This window comes from Mesorhizobium sp. NPDC059054 (assembly GCF_042739215.1).
GTDB lineage: Bacteria > Pseudomonadota > Alphaproteobacteria > Rhizobiales > Rhizobiaceae > Mesorhizobium.
This window is the reverse complement of the sequence record NZ_JBHYHV010000004.1, coordinates 190,842-217,297: the sequence shown is the minus strand read 5'-3', so window position 1 is coordinate 217,297 and position 26,456 is coordinate 190,842. Positions and strand designations below refer to the sequence as shown.

Sequence of the window (26,456 nt, the reverse complement as noted above, 5' to 3'; positions counted from 1 at the left end):
ATTTCAAGTGCAGATGAAGCTAGAGCCGGGCCTGAGGACTGAGATAGGTGTCCGGGCTGGTGATCAGCGTGACTCAGAGGGGATGCGATGGCGGTTGAGACGCACATCGTGGAAGCCGGAATCGGCGATGGTGCTGCACAGATCGAACCATTCGCAGCCGTGGCAGGCCTGGCGCGTGATTCCGGCATGAAAGGCCGCGCGCATGCGTTTTATCATCGGCGCATCGAGGGAAAAACGCTCGCCGTCTCGGATCGGGCGTCCGATAAGGGTCTCGACCGCATTGGCGGCAAGGCGATCGCGTTCAGGTACGGTGTCCCGGAAGCAATGGGGGGCTGCATCGCCCAGCAAGGGCTGGCAGATGTCGTCCGGGCCTGCGACGAGGAGCATGTCCTCGCCGCTGCTCAGCCGTTGCACCACCGTGTCGTAGCCCTTGGTAAAGGCTTCGCTGTAGCCCTTGCCGACATAGGTCAGCATGCACAGCAGGTGGTGCGCGCGGATGCGGACGGTCACGTCAGCTCCGCGAAAGCAAATATCAGAGCGAAATCTTGCCGCGGCGTACCGCTTCGATGGTCGCGGTGGCCAGAACGGCCTTCAGAATGCCGCCGAGCACGAACGGGGCGAAGCCGAACGTATAGGCCTTTTCCGCGCCGATCATGCCGGCCAGGACCAGCGTGCCGAACACCAGGATGAAAGCGTTGCCGGCGAGCATGGCGACGACGTTGCGGACCAGACGGCCTTCGGCGGTCCAGCCACGCTCGGCCAGCCAGCCGACGAAAGCAGCGGCGATCGGGAAGGCAGCGAGATAACCGGCGGTCGGGCCGGCGAAGTAGGCGAGGCCGCCGGCGCCGCCGGCCAGAACCGGGAAGCCGATGGCGGCTTCACCCAGCCAGGCGAGAACAGTGACGAGGCCGAGGCGCCAGCCAAAAAGCGCGCCCACCAGGGTGACGGCGAAAGTCTGCATGGTCATCGGCACCGGGAACATCGGTACCTCGATCCAGGAAGAAGCAGCAAGGAACAGCGTGCCCAGGAAGACCGCGACCGCCTGGACGGTCAGCGAGCGGCCGGCAAGGCGCAAGGGAACGAAAGTGGTGGAAGCTGCGGCGGGAGCGTTCATAAGGCCTCTCCGGGTAAAATTTTGGTTCGCCGGCTCGCCGGCGTTTTGCAGGATGCATATTTCACAGGCTGATGGTGCAACGCAACAGCATTTGCGGCGTTGAGGGACAACCCATGCGTCAGACCACCAGAAGCCTTGACGGCGCCCCATAGATTCGCCGGATTTGGCAGTTTGAGAAGTCGCCAGAGCAATTCCAGCAAAAGTGCGCAGCGGTTTTGCGTCCGGAATTGCGTAAAAACAAAGAGTTGGAGCATTTCCGCGAAAAAGCGGAAACGCTCCAGGGACATCCAGGCTGCTTATAGCCGACCTTGAAAGGACCGACGTTTCGATGCCGTGCCCGACCCCTGTCCTTGCTGCTCTGCTTGCCGGCACCCTTTTCGCCACGTCTGCCGCCTCCGCCGCGGAAGCTTTCCACGGCGAATACACGATTTCCTTCCTCGGCATCACCGTGGCGCGATCGAGCTTCGACAGCCGCTACGAGGGCGACAAATACACGATCGACGGCAGCGCCTCTGCTGCCGGCCTGGCGCTGATCTTCGACGACACGACCGGTACGCTGACGGCGACGGGCCGCTTCTCGCGCTCCGGCATCCAGCCGCAGGCATTTCGCGCGGACTATACGTCGGGCAAGAAGGTCTCGATGGTCGACATCCGCTTTTCCGGCGGCGGGGTATCCTCCTCCAAGGTTTTGCCACCGCCGAAGCCACGTGGCGACGACTGGCTGCCGCTTGGCACCGGCGACTTGAAAGGCGTCACCGATCCGATTGCTGCCACGGTGATCCGCGCCGACAGCCTGGATGATGTCTGCGGACGCACGGTGAAGATGTATGACGGCGAGATGCGCGCCAATCTTGTGCTGACGCCAGGGACCAAGGGAAAGATGGCAGTCAAGGGCTACCAGGGGCCGACCGTGACCTGTCGCATGACCTTCCAGCCGGTGTCCGGTTATGCGCAGCGGCGCAAGGCATTGAAGTTCCTGCGCGACCGTTCGAAGATCATGGTGACGTTTGCGCCGCTCGGCCAAACCGGGATATATGCGCCCATCCACGCCACCGTCGGCACGGAGATCGGCACGATCACCGTCAGGGCACGACGGTTCGAGGCGAAAAGCTAGGCGTGCGAAGACGCGCCACGGGAGGGGATATGGCGCGCGCGACACTGATAGGTTTTTCGGCCGTGGCGATGTGGGCGCTGTTGGCGCTGCTCACCGATGCTTCCGGCACGATGCCGCCCTTCCAGCTTTCGGCCATCACCTTTGCCATCGGTATCTGTGTCGGTCTGGTGGCCAGGCTGTTCATGCCGGCGGCAAAACGGGAGCCGGTCCCGGCGATCGTGTGGGTGATCGGCATTGCCGGCCTGTTCGGCTATCATTTCTTTTACTTTACAGCTTTGCGCAACGCGCCGGCAGTTGAAGCGAGCCTGATCGCTTATCTGTGGCCGCTGCTCATCGTGCTGGGTTCGGCGCTGATGCCGGGCGAAAAGCTGGCCTGGAACCATGTCGCCGGTGCTTTGCTTGGCCTTGCCGGCACGTTCCTCATTGTCACCAAGGGCGGCGGGCTCGCCTTCGATGCGCGCTATGGGTTCGGCTATGCCATGGCGGCGGTCTGCGCGGTGCTGTGGTCGTCCTATTCGCTGCTGTCGCGGCGCTTTCCATCGGTTCCCACCACCATCGTCACCTGGTTCTGCCTGGCGACTTCGGTATTGTCCCTGATCTGCCATCTGCTGCTTGAACAGACCGTATGGCCGGCAAATGCCGGCCAGTGGCTGGCCGTGCTCGGCCTCGGTTTGATGCCGGTTGGAGCTGCCTTCTACGCCTGGGACATCGGCGTGAAACGCGGCAATATCCAGGTGCTGGGTGCAGCGAGCTATGCCGCGCCACTCCTTTCCACGCTGGTGTTGATCGTCGCCGGTTTCGCGGATCCCAGCCTGCGTATCCTTGCTGCCTGTGTGCTGATCACAGGCGGCGCCGTGCTGGCGGCCAAATCACTGTTGTTCGGCAGGCGCCGGCCGGTCGAGAACGGAGCCGGCGCATGATGCCCTTTCCTGGCGGCATCGAAGCGACGCCGAACGGCACACTGATTTTTTCGATCGTTGCGGCGGTGCTTTATGCCTTTGCCATCGACAGGCCGCCGTCGTTGAAGCGCTCGGCGGCCAAGACACTGGCTGTCGCATTGCTCGCCGCGCTCGCCTATCTCCAAGGCGGACCAGTGCTGCTCGTCGCAGCGCTGGCGCTCAGCGCTCTAGGCGATGCATTCCTGTCGCAAGACGGCGACAAGGCATTCCTCGGCGGGTTGGGCAGCTTCCTTGCCGCGCATCTTGCCTATGTCGCCCTGTTCATTGCTGCCGGCAGCGGTCTCTCGACGCTGACAGAGGTCCCTTGGCACATCGTGGCGGCTTTCGTCATGGCCGCTTTCGCGTTCGGCATGCTGCGGTTGTTGTGGCCACGGATCGGCTCCGACCTGAAAGTTCCAGTCGCCGTCTATGTCTCCGCCATCTTCGCCATGGGCGTGACGGCGCTAACCACCGGTAATGCGCTGGTGATCGGCGGAGCAGTGCTGTTCATGGCTTCCGATGCGTTGCTGGCCATCGAAAAATTCCTGGCCGAGGCCGTGGAACGGCACAGGGTCTGGATGCGCTACGCCGTGTGGGCGCTCTACTATCTGGCGCAACTGGCGATCACGCTGGGCTTTCTGTTCGCGGTTTAAGAAGTCTTCGGCTGCCAGCCGGGTGTGGCCATCTCGAACGCGGAAAAATCGAAACCTGGTGCCACGGTGCAGCCAACCAGCGTCCAGTCGCCGAGGCTCACCGCCGTCTGCCACCATCCTGCCGGCACCACGACCTGCGGCCGTTCGCCGACGACAAGATCGGTTCCCAGCACGTGCCGGGTCACGCCATGGCCCTCCCGATGCAATGACAGCTCCAATGGAGCGCCGGCATGGTAATGCCAGATTTCCGAAGCATCCTTGACCCGGTGCCAGGCTGAAACCTGGCCGCGTTCGAGCAGAAAATAGATCGCCGTCGAATAGCCGCGTCCGCCTTCTGGCGCATCGCGAAAGGTCTCGACATACCAACCGCCCTCCGGGTGCGGCTGCATGTCGAGGGCCGTGATGATTTCGGCTGGCGTCATGTTCAAAAAACGTCCTTGCGCTTGCGGATTTCGGCGAAGACTTCGGCGTCGCTCGCCTTTTCCATGCCGAGATGGCGGCGGATCGCCGGGTCGTGCCAGCGCAGGAACGGGTTGGTGGACAGCTCCTCGCCGATCGTCGTCGGCAAGGTCGGCTTGTCGGCAGCGCGGAGCTTCTCGATTATCGCGGCACGCTCTTTCAAGGCCGAATTGGTCGGGTCGACAGTCAGCGCGAAACGGGCATTCGACAATGTGTATTCGTGGCCGCAATAAACCTTCGTTTCGGCCGGCAGCGCGGCGAGCTTCTTCAGCGATTCGAACATCACCGCCGCTGGCGCCTCGAACAGGCGGCCGCAACCCAGCGCAAACAGCGTGTCGGCGGTGAAGACGACCCCTGATTGCGGGAAATAGTAGGATACGTGGCCGGCGGTGTGGCCAGGCGTGAAGATCACTTCGACCGTTTCTTCACCCAGCTTGAAACTGTCACCGCCCTTTACGGTACGGTCAACACCAGGGATCTTGGCTTTTTCGATTTCCGGGCCGATGATTTCGAGGTTGAAACGCTGCTTCAGTGCCAGATTGGCCTCGACATGGTCGGTATGGTGGTGCGTGGTGAGGATGGTTTTCGGCGTCCAGCCGGTGCGCTTCACGGCGGCCAGGATAGTGGCTTCCTCCGGCGCGTCCACAAGAGCCACCGCGCCGCTCTTCGGCTCGCGCAGGAGCACGCCGAAATTGTCCTGGCGGCACATGAACTGTTCGATTTCGATCGCCATCGCCGGTCTCCCTTGTCGTCCGCACAGATAGGGTGCTCGGCGGTTCCTGTCACCCTTTAAAGATGTCGCCTCGATCCTACTTGTCCGAAGATACGGCCATCAGCGCCGCAGTTTGTTGACACCAGCCTTCCCGCAGATACGGTCCCAGCCCATGCATTCGGATATTGTCGACCTGCGCTCCTTCTATGCCTCGCCGCTCGGACAACTGGCCGAGCGTTCGATCACCATGGCGCTGTCCTCGATCTGGGCTTCAGTGCCCAACGAAAGGCTGGTGGGGCTGGGTTACGCGCTGCCCTGGCTGGAACGCTTCGGCGCCGATGCAGAACGGGCACTTGCCTTCATGCCTGCAACCCAGGGCGCCGTGGTGTGGCCGCCTGCCGGTCCGTCGGCGACCGCGCTGGTCTTCGACGAAGAGCTGCCGCTGGTCGATTCATCCATCGACCGCATGTTGCTTGTCCACTCGCTGGAGCACACGGAAAATCCGCGCGAGACACTGAATGAAGTCTGGCGTGTATTGGCGCCGGCAGGCCACGTCGTCATCGTCGTGCCGAACCGGCGCGGTGTGTGGGCGCGTTTCGAACACACGCCTTTCGGCACAGGCCGGCCCTATTCGCGTGGACAGATCGCCGAATTGCTGCGGGAAGCGAACTTCACGCCGGCCGCCTGGTCGGATGGGCTTTATTTCCCGCCATCGCAGCGCCGTTTCATGATGCGCTTCCAATCGCTGTTCGAAAGTGCCGGGCGTCGTATGTGGCCGATCTTTTCCGGCGTCATTGCCGTGTCGGCACAGAAGCGGCTCTACCAAGGCGTGCCGGTGGCGCAGCGTGCATCGCGCCGTGTGTTTGTGCCGGTGTTTTCACCACAAGGGGCGACGCGGCTCGGCCGTCGAAGACAGGACAACGGTGCCTTGGGGGTTCCAGGAGCGGAGCGGCGATGAGCGACACCACCGGCACCGTTCAGGCCGAAATGAGCAGCCTTCGGGATCAGCTGGCAACGGTGCGGCAAGGGTTGAACACCTCGCCGGGACGCCGTGCGCTGCTGATCTTCGCCGGTGGTATTCTCGCGGTCATCCTCGCCACGGCCTATGGCCAGATCCTGCTCAACCGCTGGAACCAGCCTTTCTACGATTCCCTGCAGCGGCGGGATCTGACCGCCTTCCTCGATCAACTGGTCGTCTTCGCGATGATTGCCGGAGGGCTGCTCGTGCTCAACATCGGCCAGCAATGGCTCAATCAGCGCTTCCGGCTGAAGCTGCGCGAATCCCTGACGACCGACCTGGTCGAGGAGTGGCTGAAGCCGAACCGCGCCTTCCGGGTCGCCAATGCGGGGGCGATCGGGGTCAATCCCGACCAGCGCATGCAGCAGGATGCGGGACATCTTTCCGACTTGTCGACCGACCTTGGCGTCGGTCTCGTGCAGTCCATCATCCTGCTGGTGTCCTTTGTCGGCGTCCTGTGGGCGCTTTCCTCGGGTTTCGTCTTCAACATCGGCGGACATGCCATCGCCATCCCGGGTTACATGGTCTGGGCGGCGTTCCTGTATGCCGGGATCGCGTCCTGGCTGAGTTGGCTGGTGGGGCGGCCCCTCATCGGACTCAACAGCGACCGTTATGCGCGCGAGGCGGACCTGCGCTTTTCCATGGTGCGCGTGAACGAGAACATCGATGCCATCACGCTCTCCCGCGGTGAGACGAGCGAGAAACGGCGGTTGGCCGCCGACCTTTCCGCACTGGTCGCCTCGATCATGCGAATCTTCCGCGCCCAGATCAATCTCGGCTGGGTCACCGACACCTATGGCTGGATCACCGTGGTTGCACCGATCCTGGTGGCGGCGCCCGTCTACTTCGCCGGCGACATCACCTTCGGCGGGCTGATGATGGCGGTCGGTGCTTTCAACCAGGTCCATTCCTCGCTGCGCTGGTTCGTGAACAACATCGGTGGGATCGCCGACTGGCGGGCCACGCTGATGCGCGTCGCCGACTTCCGCATGGCGCTGACGGAGGCCGACCAGCTGCATGGCAGCGAACAGCACATCCAGGTGTTCGAAACCAAGGACGGCACCATGGTGTTCGAAGACCTGATCGTCGGAGCGACGTCGGGCTGTTCGAGGCTGGCGGAAAAGTCGGTAAGGATCGAACCGGGAGAGCACGTGCTGATCACCGGCGATCCGAGTGCCGGCAAGACGCTGTTCTTCCGTGCGGTGGCGGGGCTGTGGCCCTGGGGAGCGGGGCGCATCGGCATGCCGGCAAGCGCCAATCTCGCCTTCGTGCCACGCACGCCGTACTTTGCGCCGGGCACGCTGCGTGAAGTGCTGATCGACGGCATGACGGAAATCGATGATGCAGGCGTCAAGGGCGTTCTGGCCGAGGCCGGCCTCGATCATCTTGCGTCGTCGCTTGATCGTCACGCACGCTGGGACAGAGAACTCAACGAGGAGGAACAGCGGCTGGTGGCTTTTGCCAGGCTCGCCCTGCAGAAGCCGGACTGGGTGGTCATCGACGAGGCGATGGACACATTCAGCGGCACCGTCGCCAAGCGCGTGTTCGCCATGCTGGGCAAGCATCTGCCCAAGGCCGGGATCATCAATATCGGCCGCGGCCAGCACAACTATAACTTCTTTCCGCGTGCGCTCAGCATCATCAAATGCTCAGATTTGCCGGCACTGAAGCCGCCGCGGGTGCGGGCCGGTGCGCTGGAGCCGCCACCGGTGGTGCGCGCACACAAGCGCAACGGGAACGGCACCAGGCGCAATGGCAACGGCGCCGGGCATGACGGTGCCGACGAAAAGGTCGAACGCGTCAATTGAGACGGAAGCCGCCCCATTGTCGGCGGGACGGCTTCCGAGCGGAGAAACCGCTCAGTCAGAGACCATGTGTTTCCGCCCGCGCTTCGGATACGGGGATGGCCCCGGCCTTGCTCGAACCGAAGATGGCGAAGGACAGCGCCGCCAGAACCCAGACGCCGAGGCCGCCGTAAAGCATCACCCAGCCGAAGCCTTCGACGAGTGCGGAGTGGACGATGTCCGCCGGCACAGTCAGGCCCCGTTGAGTGGTATCCTGCAATGCCGCGGTGTTGCCGGCGGCGATCTTTTCGGCGACCGCACGAAGGTCGACCCCGTCGAACGCGTCCGGCAGGCCCTTCTTCAACCCGTGCAGGATGCCTTCGACAAGAACAAAGCCCATGACGGCGATGTTGATGGCGAGCGCGATCAGCCGGGCACTGGTGTCGATGCCGGAAGCCATGCCGGCGCGGCTCGCGGGCACTGAACCGGTCGTCATGTTGGTGGCAGGCGTCGTGGTCAGACCGAGGCCGATGCCGGAAACCAGCGCGCCGGGCAGGACGGTGAGGCCGCTTGCCGCTTCGGCAGCAGAACCCAGCCACATCAGGACAAAGCCGAGGCCGATGGTGAACAGGCCGAGCGGGATGACGATGCGCGCGTTGAAGCGGACCAGCAGGTACTGGGCAATGGGCGGCATCACCAGGAAAGGCACCGTATAGGCGAGCAATGCGAGGCCTGTCGTGGTGCTGTCGTAGCCGAGACCGACCGCGAAATAGATCGGCAGGTAGATCATGAACGGCCAATAGCTGAAGTTCATGCCGATGCAGCCGATTATCGCGCCGGAGAAATCGCGGATCCTGAATACCGAAAAGTCGAACATCGGGTGGGCGTGATAGCGTTCCACCAGGACGAAGGCGATGAAGCCGACGATCGTCGCCGCAGCGATGGCCAGGGCAACGGGGCTCAAGAAACCACCGAAATCCGGAGCCTGGGTGATGTAATAGGCCAGGCCGAAGACAGCGGCGCTGAGAAGGACGATGCCCAGAATGTCGAGCTTCTTGGCTTGCGGGTCGCGCGATTCGGAGACGCCGACATAGGTGAGGGTCATGCAGAGCACCGCCAGCGGCGCATGGACGAGAAAGACCCACTGCCAGGTCGACAGGGCCACGATGCCGCCTCCGATGATCGGGCCGAAACCGAGACCGATGCCGGCGATCACGCCCCAGATGGCGAAGGCCCTGCCGCGTTCCCTGCCGTCCTGGAACTGGTGCGAAAGAATGGCGATCGAACAGATGAACATAGCCCCGCCGGCCATGCCCTGCAGAAAACGGGCTGCGATCAGCAGCGAGGTGTTGGGCGCAAGCCCGCACATCAGCGAGGTCAGGCCGAAGGCCGCTACCGTTATGGCAAAAACCAACTTCCTGCCAAAGCGGTCGGCGAAAGTGCCGGTTGCCATCAGCACGGTGGTGCAGGCGATGGTGTAGGCGTTCATGATCCACTGCATGGCCTTGAAATCGGCCTGCAGCACGCGTTCCAGCGTTGGCAGGATCACCGGCACGCTGGAGATCTCCAGGCCGAACATCAAGGCAGACAGACAAACGGCGGCGAGCACGAGGCCGTTTCTACTGGGGGTATTCATCAAAACCTCCGGCATCGGCGGAGGCGATGTCCACGCCCACGCCGCTCAGTTGCGGTGCGAAATTCGAATTTCAGATAGTCGCAACTTGAACATATGAAAATGCAATGTAAATCTATTTCAGAGATAACAAATTGGTATGCTGACAATGTTGTCACTAGACGTCGAGGCCGTGCAGGCCTTTGTCATGGTTGCCGATCTTCAAAGCTTCACCCGCGCTGCAGACGCGTTAGGCACAACGCAGGCAGCGATCAGCGTGAAACTCAAACGGCTCGAGGAGAGGATCGGCCGCAAGCTGATCGAACGCACGCCGCGCCACGTGCGACTTTCGGCGGAAGGGGCGGTGTTCATCCAGCCGGCGCGCGACTTTCTCGCCGCGCATGACCGTGCCGTTGCAGGCCTCTCCTCTTGCGCCCGCCGTTTTGCATTGGGCATCGCCGCCCATGTCGCCGGTCCGGAAGTCACGACATTGCTGGCGCGCCTCAACGAACATGATCCGGCGTTGACCATCGAGGTGCAGGTCGACAATTCGCGCAATCTGCTCGATGCATTCGACCGTGGAGAGCTGGATGCCGCGATCGTACGGCGCGAGGACGATCGGCGCGATGGCGAGGTGCTGGGGCCGGAGCATTTCGGCTGGTTCGCCGCCCCCAGTTTCCATTGCCGCCCGGGCGAGCCAATGCGGCTTGCTGCCTTGTCACCGGCGTGCGGCGTGCGCGACATCGGCACCCACGCACTCGACGATGCCGGCATCTCATGGACGGAAGTGTTCCTGGGTGGCGGCTCGTCGGTGGTCATGGCGGCGGTATCGGCAGGGCTTGCTATGGCCGTATTCTCCGAGCGGCTTGCGCCGGTCGGGACCATCGAAGTCAGCCGCAAGTTCAACCTGCCGCCGCTGCCGTCTTCGGAAATCGTGCTGCATTCGACACTGACCGACCAGCGCTCGCGCGACGCGTTGCGCACCATTGCCTGCGCCTTCCGCGAACACCGCGCTGCTGCCGCGTAGGCTCGACAGGCCTGTAAGGACCGCCATTGAAAGACCCGCGCTCGGTTGCCGAGCGCGGTTTCGGCATCTCTAGCCTTCTTTTCCGATATTTTCCGCGTCGTAGGCGGTGGTCTGATAGACGCTGTTGATCCAGTTGCCGAACAGCAGATGGGCATGCGAACGCCAACGGTTCAGTGGCGGGCGCTTGGGGTCGTCGTCCGGATAATACTCGTGCGGCACGGCAATCGATACGCCGGCGGCGACGTCGCGGTCATACTCTTCCTTGAGTGAGGTTGAGTCATATTCGATGTGGTTGAACATATAGAGGCGGTTGCCGGTCTGCTCGGCGAGCAGGCTCGGGCCCGTCTCTTCCGAATCCATCAGCAACTCCAGGCCGGAGCCTGCTGGGATGTCGGCTGTACGCACTTCGGTCCAGCGCGACACGGGAATCGCAAAATCATCCGAGAAACCGGAGAGATAGGGGGAGGCGGGTGCGTTGTTGCGGTGGCGGAAGACGCCGAACGCCTTCTCCCCTAGCGTGTGTTTTGGGACCTGGTGGAAATGCCAGGCGGCGGCCATCGCTCCCCAGCAGATGAAAAAAGACGAATGGACGTTTGTCTTCGTCCAGTCGAGGATCTGCTTGAGCTCGTCCCAGTATGTCACGTCCTCGAATGGCAACAGTTCCACCGGCGCACCGGTGATGATGAAGCCGTCGAATTTGCGATCCTTCACTTCCTCCCAGGTCTGGTAGAAGGTGATCAGATGTTCTTCGGACGTATTCTTGGCCTTGTGATTGCCGATGCGCACCAGGGTCAGCTCGACCTGCAACGGCGTCGCGCCGATCAGCCGGGCGAACTGCGTCTCCGTCCTGATCTTGTTGGGCATCAGGTTGAGCAGGCCGATCTGCAGCGGGCGGATGTCTTGGCGCAGGGCGGTCTGCTCGTCCATGATGGACACGCCCTCTTTGACCAGAACTTCACGGGCGGGGAGCTGGTCCGGGATCTTGATCGGCACTTTGCGAACTCCAAAAAACAAAACCGGCATTGCTGTCGCAAAGCCGGTTTACGGATCGCAAACGGCCCTTTAGCGACTTATTTAACGTGGCTGCAAGCCGACCGGCCAAATCACCACGGATCGATATCTTGCTAATACGCCGACCAAGCGATGGCGTCAATCGATGCTCGAACGTCGGGCCGGTCCCGTCGCGGTTCCGGTTTTCCTCGACATTCAGTGGTGCGGACGGTATTTCCGCCGGAGCCTCCGGTCGGAGGCGTCAATCACGGACTTTCGACATGACCAAGGCAACCGATCCGCTTCGTCCGCAACCTCGTGCCGGTATCCTGAATATCGAGGCCTATGTGCCGGGCAAGGGTGCGGCACACGGTGCCGCCAAGGTCCATAAGCTCTCCGCCAACGAGAACCCGCTCGGACCGTCGCCGAAGGCAGTCGAGGCCGCGCAGGAGGCCGCCGCCGGACTGGAGCGCTATCCTGACGGCCAGGCGACGAAGCTGCGCCAGGCCATCGCCGATACGCATGGGCTCAACATCGCCAACATCCAATGCTTCAACGGCTCCGACGAGGTGCTTGGCCTGCTGGCGCGCATTTACCTCGGGTCCGGTGACGAGGCGATCTATACGGAACACGGATTTCTGGCTTACCCGATCTTCATCCTGGCGGCTGGCGCGACGCCGGTGGTGGCGAAGGAGGCAGGTGAGCTTGTCGACGTCGACGCCATACTGGCGGCCGTCACGCCACGCACGAAGATGGTTTTCCTGGCCAATCCAAACAACCCGACCGGTACATATATTCCTTTCGAAGAAGTGCGGCGCCTGCATGCCGGTTTGCCCAGGACCGTGCTCCTGGTGCTGGACGCGGCCTATGCCGAGTTCGTGCGCCGGAACGATTACGAGGCCGGCGTCGAGCTGGTCGCGGGCAACGAGAATGTTGTCATGACGCGCACCTTCTCCAAGGTGCATGGTCTCGGCGGCGCGCGCATCGGCTGGTCCTATGCGCCGGCGCATGTCGTCGACGTGCTCGAGCGCGTGCGTGATCCCTTCAACGTCAGCGCCACCGCGATCGCGGCGGGCGAGGCGGCAATGCGCGACCGTGCCCACGTCGAACGCTCGGTGCAGCATATCGAGACCTGGGTGCCGTGGCTGACCGACGAACTGACCAGGCTCGGCCTGCGCGTCACTCCCAGTGTCGGCAATTTCATCCTGATCCATTTCCCGGACGATCGAAAACACTCGGCGCCGGTAGCGGACGAATATCTGTGTGAGCGAGGCTATATTCTGCGGCGCGTTGCCGGCTACGGTTTTCCCAACGCGCTGCGGATGACGGTCGGAACCGAAGAAGCCAACCGCGGCGTGGTCGCCGCACTCGCTGAATTCCTGAAAAGCTGAAGAAATGTCCGAACCTCTGTTTGAAAAGATCGCCCTGATCGGCATCGGCCTGATTGGCTCTTCGCTCGCGCGCGTGGTGCGTCGCGAAGGCCTCGCTCGCCATATCGCCATCTCCACCCGCCGCCCGGAAACGCTGAAACGCGCCGAGGAGCTGAAGCTCGGCGACAGTTACACGACCGATGCAAAGGCGGCGGTGCGCGACGCCGACCTCGTCATCGTCTCGGTGCCGGTAGGCGCTTCCGGCACTGTGGCCGAGGAGATCGCGCCGGCGCTCAAAAAGGGGGCGATCCTTACCGATGTCGGCTCCACCAAGCAGTCGGTGATCGCGCAGATGTCGCCCTTCGTGCCGGAAGGCGTGCACTTCATTCCCGGCCATCCTCTCGCCGGCACCGAGAATTCCGGCCCCGACGCCGGTTTTCCGGACCTGTTCGACAACCGTTGGTGCATTTTCACGCCACTGCCGGATACCGACCCGGAAGCGTTGGAGAAGCTGACGGAGTTCTGGCGCCGTTGCGGTTCGAACATCGATACGATGACGCCCGAGCATCACGACATGACGCTCGCCATCGTTTCACATCTGCCGCACATCATCGCCTACAACATCGTCGGCACGGCCGACGATCTGGAGAATGTGACGAAGTCCGAGGTCATCAAATATTCGGCCTCGGGTTTCCGCGACTTCACCCGTCTGGCCGCCTCGGACCCGACCATGTGGCGGGACGTATGCCTGCACAACAAGGATGCCATCCTGGAGATGCTGGCGCGTTTCTCGGAGGATCTGTCTTCCTTGCAAAGAGCGATCCGCTGGGGCGACAGTGACAAGCTGTTCGACCTGTTCACCCGCACCCGCGCCATCCGCCGTTCGATCATCCAGGCCGGCCAGGACATCGACGTTCCCGACTTCGGACGCCAGGTGGTGGAGCATCCGAGTAAGTGAGCGAATAGCGAGGTAGGGAGTAGCGAATAGTGAGGTCGTGAGAATTCCCCTACTCGCTATCTCACTATTCGCTACTCCCTATTCTACCGGCTTGATCATCCCCAACGGAATGAATCCCAGCGAGGCGCGGCCCTTCACCACTTTCAGCGGCATCGTCGGTTCGTTGCCGAGCATGGAAAGGGCGGCGAAACCCTGCTGGATCTGGCTTGCCTGTTCAGGGATGGCCGTGGCGAGAATAGCCGCAACCGCCTTCGGGTTCTGCAGCTTGATGTTGAGTGTGGCGTCGATCAGCCCATCGGCATCGACCGCGACCGGACCCGCGAGGACGATGCGCGCCTCGCCGGAGGACAGTTCAAGATTCCTGATTTCGGCGGATTGACCACGCAGGCTCTTCGGCGGTGTGTTCAGCATGGCGATGCCGTTCTTCACCGTGGCGTCGCCCTTGCCGCTGAAGGGCGGCAGCACCCGTCCGCCGATGGTATGGGCATCGATCTCAAGGTCGGTGAAATCATGGGTGAGCACAAGGTCCTGGCCGGTGGGGCTGGCCGTGGCGGTGAGCTGGCCGACGCTGAACAGCTGGACCGGATCGGTCTCGTCGGCCGGGTCGGTCTGGCCGTTGAAACCCTCGGCCGTTACCGAAACCCGGCTGGGCAAGGGCCACCACAGGCGTCCACTGATGTCCAGCTGGTCCCAGTCGATCCATAGCGGCAGCGTGCCCGGCACGGAGGTGCGCAGCGGCCCGTCGAGATTGACGTTCGGCACCAGCGGCTGGGCCAGGCTCGCCGTGGCGATCACTCCACCGGCTGCCGCGGCTATGTTCCTGGAATCGTCCTGGTAGGCAAGCGCATCGCAGGTGACCGTGAAATGCAGCGGATAGCCACTCACCGTCAGATTAGCGCAGTCGGCATTGATTCCCTTGGCAGCCAGGGCGGCGACGGTGCTCGTGGCATCGCTCCTGACGCGCCCGGCCAACCAGTACCAGCCGGCGCTGTAGAGGCCGAACAGGACAAGCAGGGCCAAGATCAGTTTTGGTAGCCAGCGCCGACGTTTTGGCTTGCTCTGGTCACTTGACGTCATGCTGTGGCCCTCGATAACGCAGAAAGAACCGGAACGGCGACCATCCCGGTCGAAATGATTTGGTGCGGAACGCGATGAAGATGAACCGACATTCCGCCCTGTCTCTTTGCTTGTCGCATGATCTTTGTCCAAAAAGTCCACGACTTTTCGGGATCATGCTTTAGGCTTGGCGATATGGGCGATTTTTGGGTTTTTGGCTACGGTTCGCTGATCTGGCGCCCCGGTTTCGCGCATGTCGAGACGCAAAGAGCACGCCTGCATGGCTATCGGCGTTCGCTCTGCGTCTATTCCTTCGTCCACCGCGGCACCCGCGAAAGGCCAGGTCTGGTGCTCGGCCTCGACCGCGGCGGTTCCTGTATCGGGCTGGCTTTCCGGGTGCCTGGCGAGTTGCGTGACGAGGTCATCGCCTATCTGCGCGAGCGTGAACTGGTCACCAACGTCTATCTCGAACGCTGGGTGAAGGTGGCACTAGAGGACGGCCGCATGGCGGATGCGGTGACCTATGTCGCCGACCGTGGCCACGAGCAATATGCAGGCTCACTCGATGAAGCGGAGGCCGCCACCGTCGTACGCGGCGCTGTCGGCCAGTCCGGTGTCAATGAGGACTATGTGCTCAACACCATTCAGCATCTCGAAGCGCTCGGCATTCGCGATCGCTGGCTGGAAGAGGTGGCGCGGCTGATCGTCCCGCCCGAAAACGCTTCTGGCCCATTGAACGCTCGGCGATAGTCCCTAGCTTCCTGCCGGTATCGGCACCCGCCGGCATTAGGGCGTTTCCGTTTTTACGGAAACGCGGGAACGCTCTAAGTTTGTTTCGCCGCATTTTTGTAACGCCAAGTGATTCCATCTGGCTACAAAATGCTCTAGGGAGATCAATCTTGAACAGACGTTTGCTCGGTCGAACCGACCTCCAAATCGCGCCGCTCGTACTGGGTGGCAATGTCTTCGGCTGGACCGCTGACGAGAAGACGTCCTTCGATCTGCTCGACCGTTTTGTCGATGGCGGCCTCAACGCCATCGACACGGCCGACGCCTATTCGCGCTGGGTGCCCGGCAACAAGGGCGGCGAATCGGAAACCATCATCGGCAAGTGGATGAAGGCGCGGGGCACTCGTGACAAGGTGGTCGTCATCACCAAAGTCGGTGCAGATATGGGGCAGGGCAAGAGGGACCTTTCCGCCGCCCATATCGAACAGGCGGTGGAAGCCTCGCTGAAGCGCCTGCAGACCGACGCCATCGATCTCTATCTTTCGCACTGGCCCGATCCGACGGTGCCTTACGAGGAAACGCTTGGCGCCTATGAGAAGCTCCTTGCCAAGGGCAAGGTTCGCCATATCGGTTGCTCCAATCTGGACGCAGGTCAGCTTCGGGCCGCTCTCGATGTGGCCAAGCTGCGCAATCTGCCGCGCTACGAGGTGCTGCAGCCGGAATACAATCTCTACGACCGCGCTTCCTATGACGGTCCGCTGCGCGATCTCTGCATGGCTGAGGGGCTCGGCGTCATCACCTATTTCAGCCTTGCCAGGGGATTTCTGTCGGGAAAGTACCGCAGCAAGGCCGATCTCGGCAAAAGCGCCGCGCGCGGCGGAGACATTGAGAGATATCTCAACAAACGCGGCATGCGCATCCTAGCAGCGCTCGATGCCGTCGCCGGGCGGCATACCGTCAAGCCGGCAGAAGTCGCGCTTGCCTGGGTCATCGCCCGACCTGGCGTGACAGCGCCGATCGCCAGCGCGACCACGCCGGAGCAGATGGCAAGCCTTGTGCGCGCTGCCTCGCTCACGCTCAAGCCGGCCGATATCGATGAGCTGGACAAGGCGAGTGCGTAGGCTCGCCTGCTGACGTCGGTGGAATTGTGCGCCGTCAGGCCGCCAGCGCGCGGCCGACGCGGTCGCGGATTTCGGCCAGGGTAAAAGGCTTCTGCACGACGTCCAAGATGATGCCGTTCAATTCCTCCGCACGCTCGCGCTGATCGGCATAGCCCGTCACCAGCATGATCTTCAGCGCCGGGAAAGCGGCTGCGGCGGCCTTGGCCATTTCGATGCCGTCCATCTCCGGCATGCGGATATCCGAGACGATCAGATCGTAATTGCCGTTGGCAGCACGGATGCTTTCCAGCCCTTGCGCGCCGTCGGCAGCGATGTCGATATTGTAGCCTGCGCGTTCGAGCGCGCGGGCAGCGAGAGTGCGGACGGATTCATCGTCCTCGACGATCAGAAGCTTTGTCATGCGCCGAGCTTTGCCCGGCAAATGTTGACGTTTCCTGAAAGTCCGAGCGGTCCCCGAATTCTTTTCGAAGAGCCACGGAACGCGCTCAGGCGTCGCCTTTCACCACCCCGACGAAGGGCAGTTCGCGGAAGGCGTGGCCGACATCCATGCCGTAGCCGACAACGAAGTAATCCGGGCAGTCGAAGCCGACATAGTCGGCGTTGAGGTCTGTCTGCCGGCGCATGCGCTTGTCCAGCAACACGGCAATGGAACAGCTTCTTGCCCCACGCGACAGCATCAGTTCGCGGGTGAATTTCAGCGTCTTGCCGGATTCCAGAATGTCATCGATCAGGAGCACGTCGCGGCCGGCAACCTCGTTGTCGATGTCACGCAACACGCGCACCTGTCCGCTTTCGGTGCCGGCGCCATAGCTGGAAATGAAGATGAACTCGACCTCCGGCGACAGCCCGGCATCGTGCATGGCGCGGATCAGGTCGGCGGCGAAAATGAAGGAACCCTTCAGGACCGAGATGACCAGGAGGTCGTGATAATCGTGGGCCGCGATCTCCTTGGCGAGTTCAAGATTGCGGCGCGCGATCGCCGACGCCGAAAACAGAACCTCGATATCCTTGCCCCGTACAACTGGCATGAAGATCCTTTCTGGAAACGCGCGTCCGAAGACGGCCGCAGCCGCCATTATCGCGCGAAGGTGACCGAGACGGCCGTTACGCCGTTTCTAGGCAGGTCGAGCCGGCTGGAAAAGGCAAATCTTTCGCCAGGCGGCAAGGTGCGGCCGGATGTCCCCAACCCATAGCGGGTGATATGGCCGTCATTGCCGGTAACGCGGATCTCGAGCGGCGGCAGCACGGCTGCTTCCATGCCGTCATTACCGGCCTCGCCGTCAACAAGCAGCACAGGTTTGCGGCCGCTGCTGTCGACGCGCGAACTCACGCCCGAGATGCTGAGTGCGGTGACGGCGTTCTCGGTCGAATCGAAGAAAGCACCTTGGTGAAACAAGGCGTGGCCACCCGAGACCCAGAATGCCAGCAGGGCGATTGTAACGCCACCGCCCCAGAACAGTGGTCCGCCATGAGATGCGCCGTGCATATCGGTGGTCGTTTTGTCCTTACGCAGCATGCCCATGCCGTCGAGTGACGGTGCTGGTTCAACCGTTTCCAAGGGGATCTGCGTAGGCGCTCGACCAAACTGAACGCCAGAATCAGGATCAAGCACGATGAAATCAGCGTCGACCACGTCGGCCACGGCGGTGCTGTTGCGAACCGATGAGGCCGCGGTCATGATTTCGCCGGAAACCGGGCGTGCCGTGCCGCGATCGGCCATCCTGTATCCTGGTCGCTTCTGTTCGCCGTCTGTTGCCATTCCGTAGACAAAAATGGTTAATGCTTCCCAACCGGAATCGATTTACAGCGGCGGCCGGCATCGAAATTTAACCGGCCGTTAACCATGCCGGTCGATGGTCGTTTCTCAGAGCGCCGCGTGTCAGTCCGGACGCGCAAAGGACGCTCCAACACTTTGAGTTGGCGCATGATCCTTTCCGAAAATCGTTCCGATCTTCGGGGTCATGCGTTAGAGACGGGCGGACTGCCGCCAAACACAGTTCCAGGTCGCCGCACGTGATCCGCTTCGAAAATGTCGGCCTCCGCTACGGCATGGGTCCGGAGATTCTCCGTGACATTACCTTGCATGTTCCGGAGCGTTCCTTCCAGTTCCTCAGCGGGCCGTCCGGTGCCGGCAAGACGACGTTGTTGCGCCTTCTATTCCTGTCATTGAAACCGACGCGGGGGCTGATCACCGTCTTCGGCAAGGATCGCGCCCGCATCACGCGCGAGGAACTGCCGCATCTGCGGCGCCGTATCGGCGTGGTGTTCCAGGATTTCCGACTGCTGGATCACATGACAACCTATGAGAATGTGGCGCTGCCCCTGCGCGTGCGCGGCCGCGAGGAGGCGAGCTATCGCACCGATGTGGTCGAACTGCTGAAGTGGGTCGGCCTTGGCGACCGCATGCATGTGCTGCCGCCGGTGCTGTCGGGTGGCGAGAAACAGCGCGCGGCGATCGCACGCGCTCTGATCGAACAGCCGCAGATCCTGCTCGCCGACGAGCCGACAGGCAATGTCGATCCGCAATTGGCGCGGCGGCTGCTTCGGCTGTTCATCGAACTGAACCGTCTCGGTACGGCCGTCGTCATTGCCACCCACGATCTCGGCCTGATGGAACAGGTCGATGCCCGCCGGCTGATCCTGTCGGGAGGGAGACTGGACATCTATGATTGAGATGACAGCCGATCACGAAGACGAAGATGGCGAGATCCGTCGCGCCGAGGCACCTCAGCGCGCGCAGCGCAAGATGGCGCCCATCGTGCCGGCGCAGAACATCGCCGGCCGCGCACTGGTGTTCGTCATCGCCATCATGACTTTCCTGTCCTGCCTCACCTTCGGCGCGGTCACATTGGTGCGGGGTACCGCGGCAGTATGGGAGAACCAGATCTCGCGCGAGGCGACGATCCAGATCAAGCCGGTCGACGGGGTGGACATGGAGGCTGCGCTGGCCAGTGCAGCCGGGATCGCAGCCAAATTCCCGGGCGTCAAAGCCACCAGCATCGTTGACCGTGATGCCACCGCGCGCCTGCTGGCGCCATGGCTGGGCAGCGGTCTCAACATCGACGAGCTGCCGGTGCCTCGCCTTGTCGTTGTCACCATCGACGAGAACAATCCGCCCAATTTCGCAGCCATGCGCGAGGCGCTGACCAATACGATCGCCAGCGCCTCGCTGGACGATCACCGCACCTGGGTGGACCGGTTGGTTGCCATGGCGCGCACGACAGTGACCATCGGCATGCTGGTGCTGGTGCTCATGCTGTCGGCGACCGTGCTGACGGTGGTGTTCGCCACGCGCGGCGCGATGGCGGGTAACGGCCACATCATCGAGGTGCTGCATTTCGTCGGTGCCGAAGCGCGGTTCATTGCCCGCCAGTTTCGACAGCAGTTCCTTGTTACCGGCATGAAGGGAGCGGCAGCCGGCGGCGTGGCGGCAATCGTCGTGTTCCTGATCTTTTCCTTCTGGGCATCGCGAAACATGGCAACGCCGCAAGCAGACCAGGCCGTTGCGCTGTTCGGCAGTTTCGCCATCGGCTGGGCTGGATATCTCGGCGTCGTCCTGATGGTGGTGGTGATCGGCGCGCTGACCGCGGCCACGTCGCATGCCACAGTGATCACCTATCTGAGTGATCTCGATACGCGCCAGACCGACGGCGGCTGACGGAGAGGCGGCTATGACGCAGTGCGGCCCAGAAATCAGCTCGCGGGAGGGTGCTTTTTCCTACCAAAGGCCGCAATTCGGCACTAATCATGGAAGCATGAACAGTCGCGATTCTGCCGACATGGCCGAAGTCGCGCGGGACACTCGCAGCGTGTCGCGCGGACCATCCCGGCTGTGGCGCCTGGTGCGCAATATCAGCCTTCTGGTCCTGTTCTGTATCGCCTTCTACCTCCTGGGTTTCGGCTGGTTCGCCAGCCATGTCAGCCGGCTCACCACACCGGCCGATCCCGAGGCGGCGGACGCCATCATCGTGCTCACCGGCGGCCAGTCGCGGCTCGATGCAGCCATCGGCCTGCTCGAATCAGGCAAGGGTGCGCGGCTTCTGATCAGCGGGGTGCATCCGACCGCCAGCCGCAAGCAGCTGCAGCGGGCGACGCAGGGCGACACCCAGTTGTTTTCGTGCTGCATCGACATCGATCGCGCGGCGCTCGACACGATCGGCAATGCCGAGGAGAGCGCCAAGTGGGTCGAGACCCATGGCTACAGCCGCATCCTCCTTGTCACCAACAACTACCACATGCCCCGCAGCCTCCTGGAGATGGGCCGGCTTCTGCGGGGCGCGAAGCTGGTGCCTTATCCGGTGGTCAACAGCAATCTCGACAATGGCGGCTGGCTGATCAAGCCGGGCGCCTTCCGGGTGCTGTTCACCGAATACAACAAATATCTCCTGGCATTGGGCCGCGTTGTCCTGCCGATCCGGCCTGCCTTCGCCAACCACGACCTCGACTGACCGCACGGCCCCGATGGGCGACCTGAGATGGGTCGATGCCTTTTAGGAGCCGGCGCGCAATTTCGTGATCTCCGCCTCGAGGGCGGCAATACGCCGATCGCGGTCGGCGAGGATCGACGCGACATCGGTCGCTTCGAAACGCTGCGGAATGTGCTGCGGGCAATTCGCATCCCAGGTTGATACGGTGAACAGGATGACCTGTTCGGGACGCGCCTTGTAGTCCGGAGGCATCAGCCGGGCCAGAAGTTCGGGATCGTTCTCGACGACACGCGCCTCGCCCCAGATCTTGATGCGCTGGCGCAGCATGTAATCGATGAGGAACAGGAAGGCCTTGCCGTTGTCGGCGAGATTGCCTTGCGAGATGAACTGTCGGTTGCCCGAGAAATCGGCGAAACCGATGGTGCGGTGGTCAAGCACGTGCAGGAAGCCGGCTGGTCCGCCGCGATGCTGGATATAGGGTTGGCCCTCGGCATTGGCGGTCGCGAAGAAGATGCTGGTCTGCGCCGCGATGAAGGCGGCGAGATCGGGCGTTATGTCCTGGTTCCAGCCACGTTCCTCCGAGCGAGCATAGGCCTGTCGCGATCCCTTGCGGGCCTGGATCGCTTTCACCGTGGGTGTGAAGGCGACATCGCTTGCGTAGATGTATGAGGCGGCCATCGCGGTCTCCTTGTCCATTGCTCCCGGCAGAGCCAGTCGCACGAGCGGCCGCGTGCCAATGGGCTGGGGGCGGCGAATTCGTCTGAAACTGGTATCTTTCGCATTGCAGAAGTAGATGGCGTTGCTGGAAGGCATTATTCCGAATATTGAAAGAGTGATGGATCGTCTGGGTTCGATGTCACTGTTCGTGACCGTGGCGGAAGCCGGCAGCCTCTCGGCTGCAGGCCGTGGCCTCGGCATGCCTCTGGCTACCGTGAGCCGCAGGCTTTCCGATCTCGAAAAGCACCTTGGGACACGGCTGCTCAACCGCTCGACCCGCCGGCTCGAGCTGACCGAAGCAGGACGTTCCTATCTCGCCTCCTGCCGGCGCATCCTGGAAGATATCGAGGAGGCCGAGCAGACCGCGGCCGGTGAATACAGCCAGGCACGGGGTGAACTGGTGGTGACAGCGCCGATCGTCTTCGGCCGCCTGCACGTGCTGCCGGTCGTAGTGGATTTCCTGGCTGCCTATCCGGAGGTGGATATCAGGCTCACCCAGTCCGATACGTTGCGGCGGCTGGTCGAGGAGCACATCGATCTCGCCGTGCGCATCGGACGGTTGCCGGATTCCAGCATGGTCGCGATCAGGGTGGGGTCGATCCGCCGCGTGGCCTGCGCCAGTCCCGCCTATCTCGAAGCCCATGGCGTGCCCGGAACGCCTCAGGAGTTGAGCGCCCACCACTGCGTGACTGTCGAGCGGTTGGCGCTGCCGGCGGCGTGGACATTCACGGAGGGGCAAAGGGAGATCGCGGTGCCCGTGCGATCGCGGCTGACGATCAACACTGCCGAAGCTGCCATCGATGCAGCGACCGCCGGCGTTGGCATCGCCAGGGTGCTGTCCTATCAAGTGGCTGACGCTGTGCGGTCGGGTGTGTTGAAGTTGATCCTGGAGGATTTCGAACCCGAACCCTGGCCGGTCAGTCTGGTCCACGCCGGGCGTGGCTTGCTGCCGCTCAAGCTGCGGGCGTTCCTGGATTTTGGGGCGCCGCGGCTGAAGGCGCGCCTGGCAGGGCTCGGCATTTGAAAAACAGCGCCGGACAAAGCGTCGATTCGGCAAGCTGCACTGTCATTCCTTTTTGCCTATTCATGGTGTAACGAACACGCGCTTTCTCACCAGGCTTCCCGAATGCTCTACATCCGCTCGCTGGCGTTCAATTTCGTCTTCTATCTCAACCTCATCGTCCAGATGGTCCTGTGGACGCCCTATTATTTCCTGTCGTCACGCGATCGGGCCTGGTTCGTGCCGAAATTCTGGTCGCGCACCAGCATGTGGCTCTACAAGGTCATCGGCGGCACCGACAGCCAGATCACCGGTAAGGAAAACCTGCCTGAAGGCTCCTTCATCCTGGCGCCGAAGCATCAGTCCTTCTGGGATACCATCGCCTTCTTCCCGTATCTCAAGGATCCGCTCTACATCCTCAAGCGCGAGCTGACCTGGATACCCTTCTTCGGCTGGTACATCATGAAGATGCGGATGATCCCGGTCGATCGCGGCAGCCGCTCAAAAGCGCTGAAAGCGGTGATTGCCGCCACCAAGGCGGAATTGGCGCGCAATCCACGCCAGCTCATCATCTATCCCGAAGGAACGCGCCGCGCGCCGGGCGACGAACCGGCCTATAAATACGGCATTGTCGAACTCTATTCGCAGCTCGGCGTACCGGTGGTCCCGGTCGCCCATGTCGCCGGCCTCTATTGGCCACGTCGCAAGTTCCTGCGTTTTCCCGGCACCATCAAGGCGCGTTTCCTGCCGCCGATTCCGCCGGGGCTCGACAAGGAAGAGTTCATGCGGCGACTGATCGGCGAGACGGAATCGGCCTGCGACGCGTTTCTGATCGAAGCGGCCAAGTCGGACAATGCGCCACCGCTGCCGCCGACCGCCGCCAAACGGCTGGCGGAACTCGGGGTTGCCTGACGCCGACGCTCGATGAAGCCGGTCTTTAGAGCGTTTCCGTTTTTCACGGAAACGCGGAAACGCTCTAAGTTTTTGTTTTCACCGCATTTTTGTAACGCCAAGTGATTCCACTTGGCTACAAAATGCTCTAGCTGCCGGTGATCACTTGAGGTTCAGCAAACGCTCCAGATAGCTGCGCTCGATTTCCGGGCTCAGCGCATTGCCGAGCCGCTTGCGGATCGCTTCTAGGATCTCGCGAGCACGCTGCATGTCGATCTGGTCAGGGACCTTGACCGTACTGTTGTCGTCTGGACCATCGGACCGCGTCGGTCTGTCGAGCGGATCACGGTTCGCACCGCGCTGACGGCTGCCCTGTGCGTTGCCGTCGTCGCCCTGCATCGCCTGCAATTGCTGCATCATGTCCTTGGCGCCGCGCCGCAGCGCCTCCAGCGCACGGCCTTGCTGGCCGACGGCTGCGCCGCTTTCGCCGCCACCCAAGGACTGTTCCGCGTCGCCCATGGATCGGCCGGCCTCGCCGAAGCCCTCGTTCGGCTCCAGGCCCATGCCTTCCAGACCCTTCTTCAGCTTCTCGAGATCGCTCTTGAGCTTGCCCTGGCCCTCCTGCAGCTGTTTCAGCGCATCAGCGAACTCTTCCGGGGTCATCGGCTTGTCGCCGCCGCCATTTTGCTGGCCCTCATTGCTGTCCGGCCGCTGCTGGCCTTGCTGGCCGGGCATATCCTGTTCGGATCCTTCTTCCCCATTCCGGCCGCGCTGCTGGCGATCGGTACGGTAGGTCTCGTTCATCATCTCCTGCTGGCGGCGCATGATCTCGCCAAGCTTGTCCATCTGCTGGCGCATCTCGCTGTTCTGCTGATTCTGACCCTGGCGGCGGGCCGTGCGCAGATTGTTCATCATGTCCTGCAGTTCGGAGAGCAACTGCTGCGCCTTGTCGCGATCGCCGGACTTCGCCAGATCCTCGATCTGGTCCATCATGCGCTTGAGGTCGTTTTCGCTGAGGACGCGCGCGTCGTCCGGCAGCGGCTGTTCCTTGCCCTGGGGATTGCGCTGCGCGAATTCGCGCATGAAATCGGCCATCGCCTGGCGCAGCTCTTTCATGAGCTTGTCGATTTCCTCGTCGCTGGCGCCGTTCTGCAGCGCGTCCTGCAAGGCCTGCTGCGCCTGACGCAACCGCTTCTCGGCGTTCGACAGGCTGCCATTCTCGATGCCCAGCGCCAGATCCCATAGATAGGAGACAACCCCGCGCAACTCGTCGTCGGTGCCGGCAAGTTTCAGGCGGCTGCGGGCACTCATCAGTCCAAGGTAGTTCGACATCGAATCGAAAGTGTCCTCGGGCCGGAGCGTGATCGCATCCATCAGATCGAGCACGCGCGGCCTGGCATTCGCGTCCAGGGCCAAAATCCGGCGCTGCTCGATGACGGCACGCGCCAGCGGATTGGCGAACGGCCGTTCAGGCAAGGTCCAGGTCTTGGTTTCGCTGCGGGCAATCTGGCCGGCGCCGTCTGCCGCTTCCAGCGTCACCTTAACGCTTGCACCCGCCCAGACATGGTCGGTCAGGTCCTTGGTGGTGCGTGCGGCATTGTTCTTGGCGCCACGCCGCGGCAACGCCAGCGGCATCTCCGGTGCGCCGTAGAGCGGGCGAGCGTTCGGCGCCTGCTGCTCGGCGAGCTTGAACTCCGCAAGCGCCTTTGCCGGACCGTAGTCGTCGTCGATCTGATAGTTGATTTCCGCGGTCCCGTTCGCGGCGCGCCGCGGCTCGCCGGCGAAGCGGATCTGCGGTGCGGTGTCGGGTGTCACGACGAAGGACCAGCGGCCAAGCTCATCGTCAGCGGACTTCAGCACCAGTGCGCCATCGGCGATGAGCTTTCCATTGAATTGGCGTGGAGCATCGGCAATTGCAGGCTGGTCAGCTGCGGCTGTGTCCGAAGCGGCGGGCGCGTCGGGCTTGATCTCGCGGCTGTTGCCGCTCGCCTCGTCATAGACGACTGTTTCCTCATTCGCGCCGCCGGTGATGCGTACGGTCACGTCGCTGCCTTGCGGTACGGTAAAGGTGGCGTCCTTGCGCGTGGCGTCCGCGCTCAGGAACAGCGGCGGCTTGCCGGTATAGGTGGGCGGCGTCACCCAGGCGTCGATACGCGGCGGCACGGCATCACGCGTGCCCGCTGCAAGGAAGGCATCGCCGATGCGGCCACCCTGCGGACCGTAAGAAAAAGCCAGCGCAACCACCAGCAACAGCGCGACAACCGCGCGGACAGCCCAGGGGTCGCGCCGGGCGACGCCGGTGGAGGGAAGATCGGTACCCAGCGAGCCTAGCCTGGCGGCCATGCGCTTCTGGTGCTCGCGCCACAGCGCCTGTGCAAAATCACCTGCCTGACCGCCTGGCCGATCCGTCTGCACCCGCACCGGGCTGTGCAGCAAGGCATTGGCGGCCTCTATGCGGCTATCGATCTCGGATGCCGTTGGCGATTTGAAGAAACGCAACGGATAAAGCGCGGCCAGTGCTGCGATGCCAAACAGGCCGACAAGGCCAAGTCGGGCCATATCCGGCAGTCGCGTGAAAATGCCGAGCCAGGCAGCGGACAAGAATAGCGCGACGACAAGCAGGAAGGGCAGCACCAGAGGCCAGGCGCGCTCGACGACGATCACAGCACGCGTCGCCAGCCTGCTGGCGGCCAGTCGTGCCGCCAGGCTGCGATCGGTGCCGGATGTGGGTCGCTCTGTCATCGGCTCTTCCGGAAAGCCGGCCGG

28 protein-coding genes and 1 riboswitch are annotated in these 26,456 nt (G+C 62.7%); of the genes, 15 read left to right on the top strand and 13 right to left on the bottom strand.

Going from position 1 to position 26,456, the window contains the following annotated elements:
• Positions 1-63: 63 nt before the first annotated feature.
• Genes ACFWXH_RS18250 through ACFWXH_RS18240 form a run of 3 tightly spaced genes read right to left on the bottom strand, consistent with a single transcriptional unit; the run spans position 64 to position 1,401 of the window.
• Positions 64-510 carry a DUF1284 domain-containing protein gene (locus ACFWXH_RS18250; RefSeq protein WP_379122564.1) on the bottom strand — a complete coding sequence of 149 codons (447 nt, stop codon included), beginning with the start codon at positions 508-510 and terminating at the stop codon, positions 64-66.
• A 22-nt stretch (positions 511-532) separates the two neighbouring features.
• Positions 533-1,114 carry a biotin transporter BioY gene (locus ACFWXH_RS18245; RefSeq protein ID WP_054313771.1) on the bottom strand — a complete coding sequence of 194 codons (582 nt, stop codon included), beginning with the start codon at positions 1,112-1,114 and terminating at the stop codon, positions 533-535.
• On the bottom strand, positions 1,111-1,401 hold the full coding sequence (locus tag ACFWXH_RS18240; RefSeq protein WP_379122562.1) for a hypothetical protein: 291 nt from the start codon (positions 1,399-1,401) through the stop codon (positions 1,111-1,113). The genes ACFWXH_RS18245 and ACFWXH_RS18240 overlap by 4 nt, the downstream gene beginning before the upstream one ends.
• Positions 1,402-1,442: 41 nt before the next feature.
• On the opposite strand from ACFWXH_RS18240, the gene ACFWXH_RS18235 reads away from it, so the two are divergent.
• From ACFWXH_RS18235 to ACFWXH_RS18225, 3 genes are read left to right on the top strand one after another with little or no spacing between them, the layout of a single operon-like run.
• A complete protein-coding gene (locus ACFWXH_RS18235) occupies positions 1,443-2,228 on the top strand; it encodes a DUF3108 domain-containing protein (protein ID WP_054313770.1) in 786 nt (261 codons plus the stop codon).
• A gap of 29 nt (positions 2,229-2,257) precedes the next feature.
• A complete protein-coding gene (locus ACFWXH_RS18230) occupies positions 2,258-3,148 on the top strand; it encodes a DMT family transporter (protein WP_379122560.1) in 891 nt (296 codons plus the stop codon).
• On the top strand, positions 3,145-3,819 hold the full coding sequence (locus ACFWXH_RS18225) for a lysoplasmalogenase (RefSeq protein ID WP_379122558.1): 675 nt from the start codon (positions 3,145-3,147) through the stop codon (positions 3,817-3,819). Before ACFWXH_RS18230 ends, ACFWXH_RS18225 begins: the two co-directional genes overlap by 4 nt.
• Here ACFWXH_RS18225 and ACFWXH_RS18220 read toward each other — a convergent pair.
• Positions 3,816-4,241: a cupin domain-containing protein gene (locus ACFWXH_RS18220; protein WP_379122556.1), complete on the bottom strand. Its 426-nt coding sequence runs from the start codon at positions 4,239-4,241 to the stop codon at positions 3,816-3,818. The two genes, ACFWXH_RS18225 and ACFWXH_RS18220, sit on opposite strands and share 4 nt — an antisense overlap.
• 2 nt (positions 4,242-4,243) lie before the next feature.
• Complete coding sequence (gloB, locus tag ACFWXH_RS18215; RefSeq protein WP_379122554.1) at positions 4,244-5,011, bottom strand: hydroxyacylglutathione hydrolase; 768 nt, start codon at positions 5,009-5,011, stop codon at positions 4,244-4,246.
• A gap of 151 nt (positions 5,012-5,162) precedes the next feature.
• Between gloB and ACFWXH_RS18210 the strand changes: the two genes are divergently transcribed.
• Both ACFWXH_RS18210 and ACFWXH_RS18205 read left to right on the top strand, forming a co-directional pair.
• Complete coding sequence (locus ACFWXH_RS18210; RefSeq protein ID WP_379122552.1) at positions 5,163-5,948, top strand: class I SAM-dependent methyltransferase; 786 nt, start codon at positions 5,163-5,165, stop codon at positions 5,946-5,948.
• Entirely contained in the window at positions 5,945-7,816 is a 1,872-nt protein-coding gene (locus ACFWXH_RS18205; protein ID WP_379122550.1) for an ABC transporter ATP-binding protein/permease, read from the top strand. The genes ACFWXH_RS18210 and ACFWXH_RS18205 overlap by 4 nt, the downstream gene beginning before the upstream one ends.
• Before the next feature lie 55 nt (positions 7,817-7,871).
• Here the strand turns inward: ACFWXH_RS18205 and ACFWXH_RS18200 are convergent, their stop codons facing one another.
• On the bottom strand, positions 7,872-9,428 hold the full coding sequence (locus tag ACFWXH_RS18200) for an MFS transporter (protein ID WP_379122548.1): 1,557 nt from the start codon (positions 9,426-9,428) through the stop codon (positions 7,872-7,874).
• A gap of 145 nt (positions 9,429-9,573) precedes the next feature.
• Here ACFWXH_RS18200 and ACFWXH_RS18195 point away from each other — a divergent pair, with 145 nt between their 5' ends.
• Positions 9,574-10,431: a LysR family transcriptional regulator gene (locus ACFWXH_RS18195; RefSeq protein ID WP_054313962.1), complete on the top strand. Its 858-nt coding sequence runs from the start codon at positions 9,574-9,576 to the stop codon at positions 10,429-10,431.
• A gap of 69 nt (positions 10,432-10,500) precedes the next feature.
• On the opposite strand, the gene metA is transcribed toward ACFWXH_RS18195, so the two are convergent.
• On the bottom strand, positions 10,501-11,424 hold the full coding sequence (metA, locus tag ACFWXH_RS18190) for a homoserine O-succinyltransferase (RefSeq protein ID WP_379122546.1): 924 nt from the start codon (positions 11,422-11,424) through the stop codon (positions 10,501-10,503).
• Positions 11,425-11,473: 49 nt separating this feature from the next.
• Positions 11,474-11,551: riboswitch (SAM riboswitch) on the bottom strand.
• Positions 11,552-11,702: 151 nt separating this feature from the next.
• On the opposite strand from metA, the gene hisC reads away from it, so the two are divergent.
• Together hisC and ACFWXH_RS18180 are read left to right on the top strand one after the other, a co-directional pair.
• Positions 11,703-12,812 carry a histidinol-phosphate transaminase gene (gene hisC / locus ACFWXH_RS18185; RefSeq protein ID WP_379122544.1) on the top strand — a complete coding sequence of 370 codons (1,110 nt, stop codon included), beginning with the start codon at positions 11,703-11,705 and terminating at the stop codon, positions 12,810-12,812.
• A 4-nt stretch (positions 12,813-12,816) separates the two neighbouring features.
• On the top strand, positions 12,817-13,749 hold the full coding sequence (locus tag ACFWXH_RS18180; protein ID WP_379122542.1) for a prephenate/arogenate dehydrogenase family protein: 933 nt from the start codon (positions 12,817-12,819) through the stop codon (positions 13,747-13,749).
• 78 nt (positions 13,750-13,827) lie between these two features.
• Here ACFWXH_RS18180 and ACFWXH_RS18175 read toward each other — a convergent pair whose 3' ends face one another.
• Positions 13,828-14,826 (bottom strand): DUF2125 domain-containing protein, encoded by a 999-nt coding sequence (locus tag ACFWXH_RS18175; RefSeq protein ID WP_379122540.1) that lies wholly within the window; start codon positions 14,824-14,826, stop codon positions 13,828-13,830.
• A gap of 174 nt (positions 14,827-15,000) precedes the next feature.
• On the opposite strand from ACFWXH_RS18175, the gene ACFWXH_RS18170 reads away from it, so the two are divergent.
• The gene (locus ACFWXH_RS18170; RefSeq protein WP_379122538.1) at positions 15,001-15,555 is read left to right on the top strand and encodes a gamma-glutamylcyclotransferase; all 555 of its coding nucleotides are present in this window, start codon (positions 15,001-15,003) and stop codon (positions 15,553-15,555) included.
• A gap of 149 nt (positions 15,556-15,704) precedes the next feature.
• Positions 15,705-16,655, top strand: a complete 951-nt coding sequence (locus tag ACFWXH_RS18165) for an aldo/keto reductase (protein ID WP_379122536.1) — start codon at positions 15,705-15,707, stop codon at positions 16,653-16,655.
• 34 nt (positions 16,656-16,689) lie between these two features.
• Here ACFWXH_RS18165 and ACFWXH_RS18160 read toward each other — a convergent pair whose 3' ends face one another.
• The 3 genes from ACFWXH_RS18160 to ACFWXH_RS18150 all read right to left on the bottom strand — a co-directional run bounded on the left by ACFWXH_RS18160 (position 16,690) and on the right by ACFWXH_RS18150 (position 18,375).
• Positions 16,690-17,055: a response regulator gene (locus ACFWXH_RS18160; RefSeq protein WP_054313759.1), complete on the bottom strand. Its 366-nt coding sequence runs from the start codon at positions 17,053-17,055 to the stop codon at positions 16,690-16,692.
• A gap of 85 nt (positions 17,056-17,140) precedes the next feature.
• A complete protein-coding gene (hpt, locus tag ACFWXH_RS18155) occupies positions 17,141-17,683 on the bottom strand; it encodes a hypoxanthine phosphoribosyltransferase (RefSeq protein WP_379122534.1) in 543 nt (180 codons plus the stop codon).
• Between the two features lie 47 nt (positions 17,684-17,730).
• Complete coding sequence (locus tag ACFWXH_RS18150) at positions 17,731-18,375, bottom strand: hypothetical protein (protein ID WP_379122532.1); 645 nt, start codon at positions 18,373-18,375, stop codon at positions 17,731-17,733.
• Positions 18,376-18,668: 293 nt separating this feature from the next.
• Between ACFWXH_RS18150 and ftsE the strand changes: the two genes are divergently transcribed.
• The 3 genes from ftsE (at position 18,669) to ACFWXH_RS18135 (ending at position 21,103) form a co-directional block, all read left to right on the top strand.
• Positions 18,669-19,328 (top strand): cell division ATP-binding protein FtsE, encoded by a 660-nt coding sequence (ftsE, locus tag ACFWXH_RS18145; RefSeq protein ID WP_054313757.1) that lies wholly within the window; start codon positions 18,669-18,671, stop codon positions 19,326-19,328.
• On the top strand, positions 19,321-20,313 hold the full coding sequence (locus ACFWXH_RS18140) for an ABC transporter permease (RefSeq protein ID WP_054313756.1): 993 nt from the start codon (positions 19,321-19,323) through the stop codon (positions 20,311-20,313). Before ftsE ends, ACFWXH_RS18140 begins: the two co-directional genes overlap by 8 nt.
• A gap of 121 nt (positions 20,314-20,434) precedes the next feature.
• Positions 20,435-21,103: a YdcF family protein gene (locus tag ACFWXH_RS18135; RefSeq protein WP_054313958.1), complete on the top strand. Its 669-nt coding sequence runs from the start codon at positions 20,435-20,437 to the stop codon at positions 21,101-21,103.
• 42 nt (positions 21,104-21,145) lie between these two features.
• Here the strand turns inward: ACFWXH_RS18135 and ACFWXH_RS18130 are convergent, their stop codons facing one another.
• A complete protein-coding gene (locus tag ACFWXH_RS18130; protein ID WP_054313957.1) occupies positions 21,146-21,760 on the bottom strand; it encodes a pyridoxamine 5'-phosphate oxidase family protein in 615 nt (204 codons plus the stop codon).
• 157 nt (positions 21,761-21,917) lie between these two features.
• Between ACFWXH_RS18130 and ACFWXH_RS18125 the strand changes: the two genes are divergently transcribed.
• Positions 21,918-22,823: a LysR substrate-binding domain-containing protein gene (locus ACFWXH_RS18125; RefSeq protein WP_379123288.1), complete on the top strand. Its 906-nt coding sequence runs from the start codon at positions 21,918-21,920 to the stop codon at positions 22,821-22,823.
• Positions 22,824-22,925: 102 nt separating this feature from the next.
• Positions 22,926-23,711 carry a lysophospholipid acyltransferase family protein gene (locus ACFWXH_RS18120; protein ID WP_379122529.1) on the top strand — a complete coding sequence of 262 codons (786 nt, stop codon included), beginning with the start codon at positions 22,926-22,928 and terminating at the stop codon, positions 23,709-23,711.
• A 141-nt stretch (positions 23,712-23,852) separates the two neighbouring features.
• Here ACFWXH_RS18120 and ACFWXH_RS18115 read toward each other — a convergent pair whose 3' ends face one another.
• Positions 23,853-26,432 (bottom strand): TIGR02302 family protein, encoded by a 2,580-nt coding sequence (locus tag ACFWXH_RS18115; RefSeq protein ID WP_379122528.1) that lies wholly within the window; start codon positions 26,430-26,432, stop codon positions 23,853-23,855.
• Positions 26,433-26,456: the final 24 nt, after the last annotated feature.

What these genes read in the sequence shown, in the direction of transcription:
- ACFWXH_RS18120 (WP_379122529.1), top strand. Translation starts at nt 22,926, where the DNA reads ATGCTCTACATCCGCTCGCTGGCGTTCAATTTCGTCTTCTATCTCAAC.
- ACFWXH_RS18195 (WP_054313962.1), top strand. Translation starts at nt 9,574, where the DNA reads ATGTTGTCACTAGACGTCGAGGCCGTGCAGGCCTTTGTCATGGTTGCC.
- ACFWXH_RS18220 (WP_379122556.1), bottom strand. Translation starts at nt 4,241, where the DNA reads ATGACGCCAGCCGAAATCATCACGGCCCTCGACATGCAGCCGCACCCG.
- ACFWXH_RS18125 (WP_379123288.1), top strand. Translation starts at nt 21,918, where the DNA reads ATGGATCGTCTGGGTTCGATGTCACTGTTCGTGACCGTGGCGGAAGCC.
- ACFWXH_RS18225 (WP_379122558.1), top strand. Translation starts at nt 3,145, where the DNA reads ATGATGCCCTTTCCTGGCGGCATCGAAGCGACGCCGAACGGCACACTG.
- ACFWXH_RS18245 (WP_054313771.1), bottom strand. Translation starts at nt 1,114, where the DNA reads ATGAACGCTCCCGCCGCAGCTTCCACCACTTTCGTTCCCTTGCGCCTT.
- ACFWXH_RS18205 (WP_379122550.1), top strand. Translation starts at nt 5,945, where the DNA reads ATGAGCGACACCACCGGCACCGTTCAGGCCGAAATGAGCAGCCTTCGG.
- ACFWXH_RS18210 (WP_379122552.1), top strand. Translation starts at nt 5,163, where the DNA reads ATGCATTCGGATATTGTCGACCTGCGCTCCTTCTATGCCTCGCCGCTC.
- hpt (WP_379122534.1), bottom strand. Translation starts at nt 17,683, where the DNA reads ATGCCAGTTGTACGGGGCAAGGATATCGAGGTTCTGTTTTCGGCGTCG.
- ACFWXH_RS18230 (WP_379122560.1), top strand. Translation starts at nt 2,258, where the DNA reads ATGGCGCGCGCGACACTGATAGGTTTTTCGGCCGTGGCGATGTGGGCG.
- ACFWXH_RS18180 (WP_379122542.1), top strand. Translation starts at nt 12,817, where the DNA reads ATGTCCGAACCTCTGTTTGAAAAGATCGCCCTGATCGGCATCGGCCTG.
- ACFWXH_RS18130 (WP_054313957.1), bottom strand. Translation starts at nt 21,760, where the DNA reads ATGGCCGCCTCATACATCTACGCAAGCGATGTCGCCTTCACACCCACG.
- ACFWXH_RS18240 (WP_379122562.1), bottom strand. Translation starts at nt 1,401, where the DNA reads ATGTCCCTGGAGCGTTTCCGCTTTTTCGCGGAAATGCTCCAACTCTTT.
- ACFWXH_RS18235 (WP_054313770.1), top strand. Translation starts at nt 1,443, where the DNA reads ATGCCGTGCCCGACCCCTGTCCTTGCTGCTCTGCTTGCCGGCACCCTT.
- ACFWXH_RS18200 (WP_379122548.1), bottom strand. Translation starts at nt 9,428, where the DNA reads ATGAATACCCCCAGTAGAAACGGCCTCGTGCTCGCCGCCGTTTGTCTG.
- ACFWXH_RS18135 (WP_054313958.1), top strand. Translation starts at nt 20,435, where the DNA reads ATGGCCGAAGTCGCGCGGGACACTCGCAGCGTGTCGCGCGGACCATCC.
- ACFWXH_RS18160 (WP_054313759.1), bottom strand. Translation starts at nt 17,055, where the DNA reads ATGACAAAGCTTCTGATCGTCGAGGACGATGAATCCGTCCGCACTCTC.
- ACFWXH_RS18140 (WP_054313756.1), top strand. Translation starts at nt 19,321, where the DNA reads ATGATTGAGATGACAGCCGATCACGAAGACGAAGATGGCGAGATCCGT.
- ACFWXH_RS18150 (WP_379122532.1), bottom strand. Translation starts at nt 18,375, where the DNA reads ATGGCCGATCGCGGCACGGCACGCCCGGTTTCCGGCGAAATCATGACC.
- gloB (WP_379122554.1), bottom strand. Translation starts at nt 5,011, where the DNA reads ATGGCGATCGAAATCGAACAGTTCATGTGCCGCCAGGACAATTTCGGC.
- hisC (WP_379122544.1), top strand. Translation starts at nt 11,703, where the DNA reads ATGACCAAGGCAACCGATCCGCTTCGTCCGCAACCTCGTGCCGGTATC.
- ACFWXH_RS18115 (WP_379122528.1), bottom strand. Translation starts at nt 26,432, where the DNA reads ATGACAGAGCGACCCACATCCGGCACCGATCGCAGCCTGGCGGCACGA.
- ACFWXH_RS18175 (WP_379122540.1), bottom strand. Translation starts at nt 14,826, where the DNA reads ATGACGTCAAGTGACCAGAGCAAGCCAAAACGTCGGCGCTGGCTACCA.
- ACFWXH_RS18170 (WP_379122538.1), top strand. Translation starts at nt 15,001, where the DNA reads ATGGGCGATTTTTGGGTTTTTGGCTACGGTTCGCTGATCTGGCGCCCC.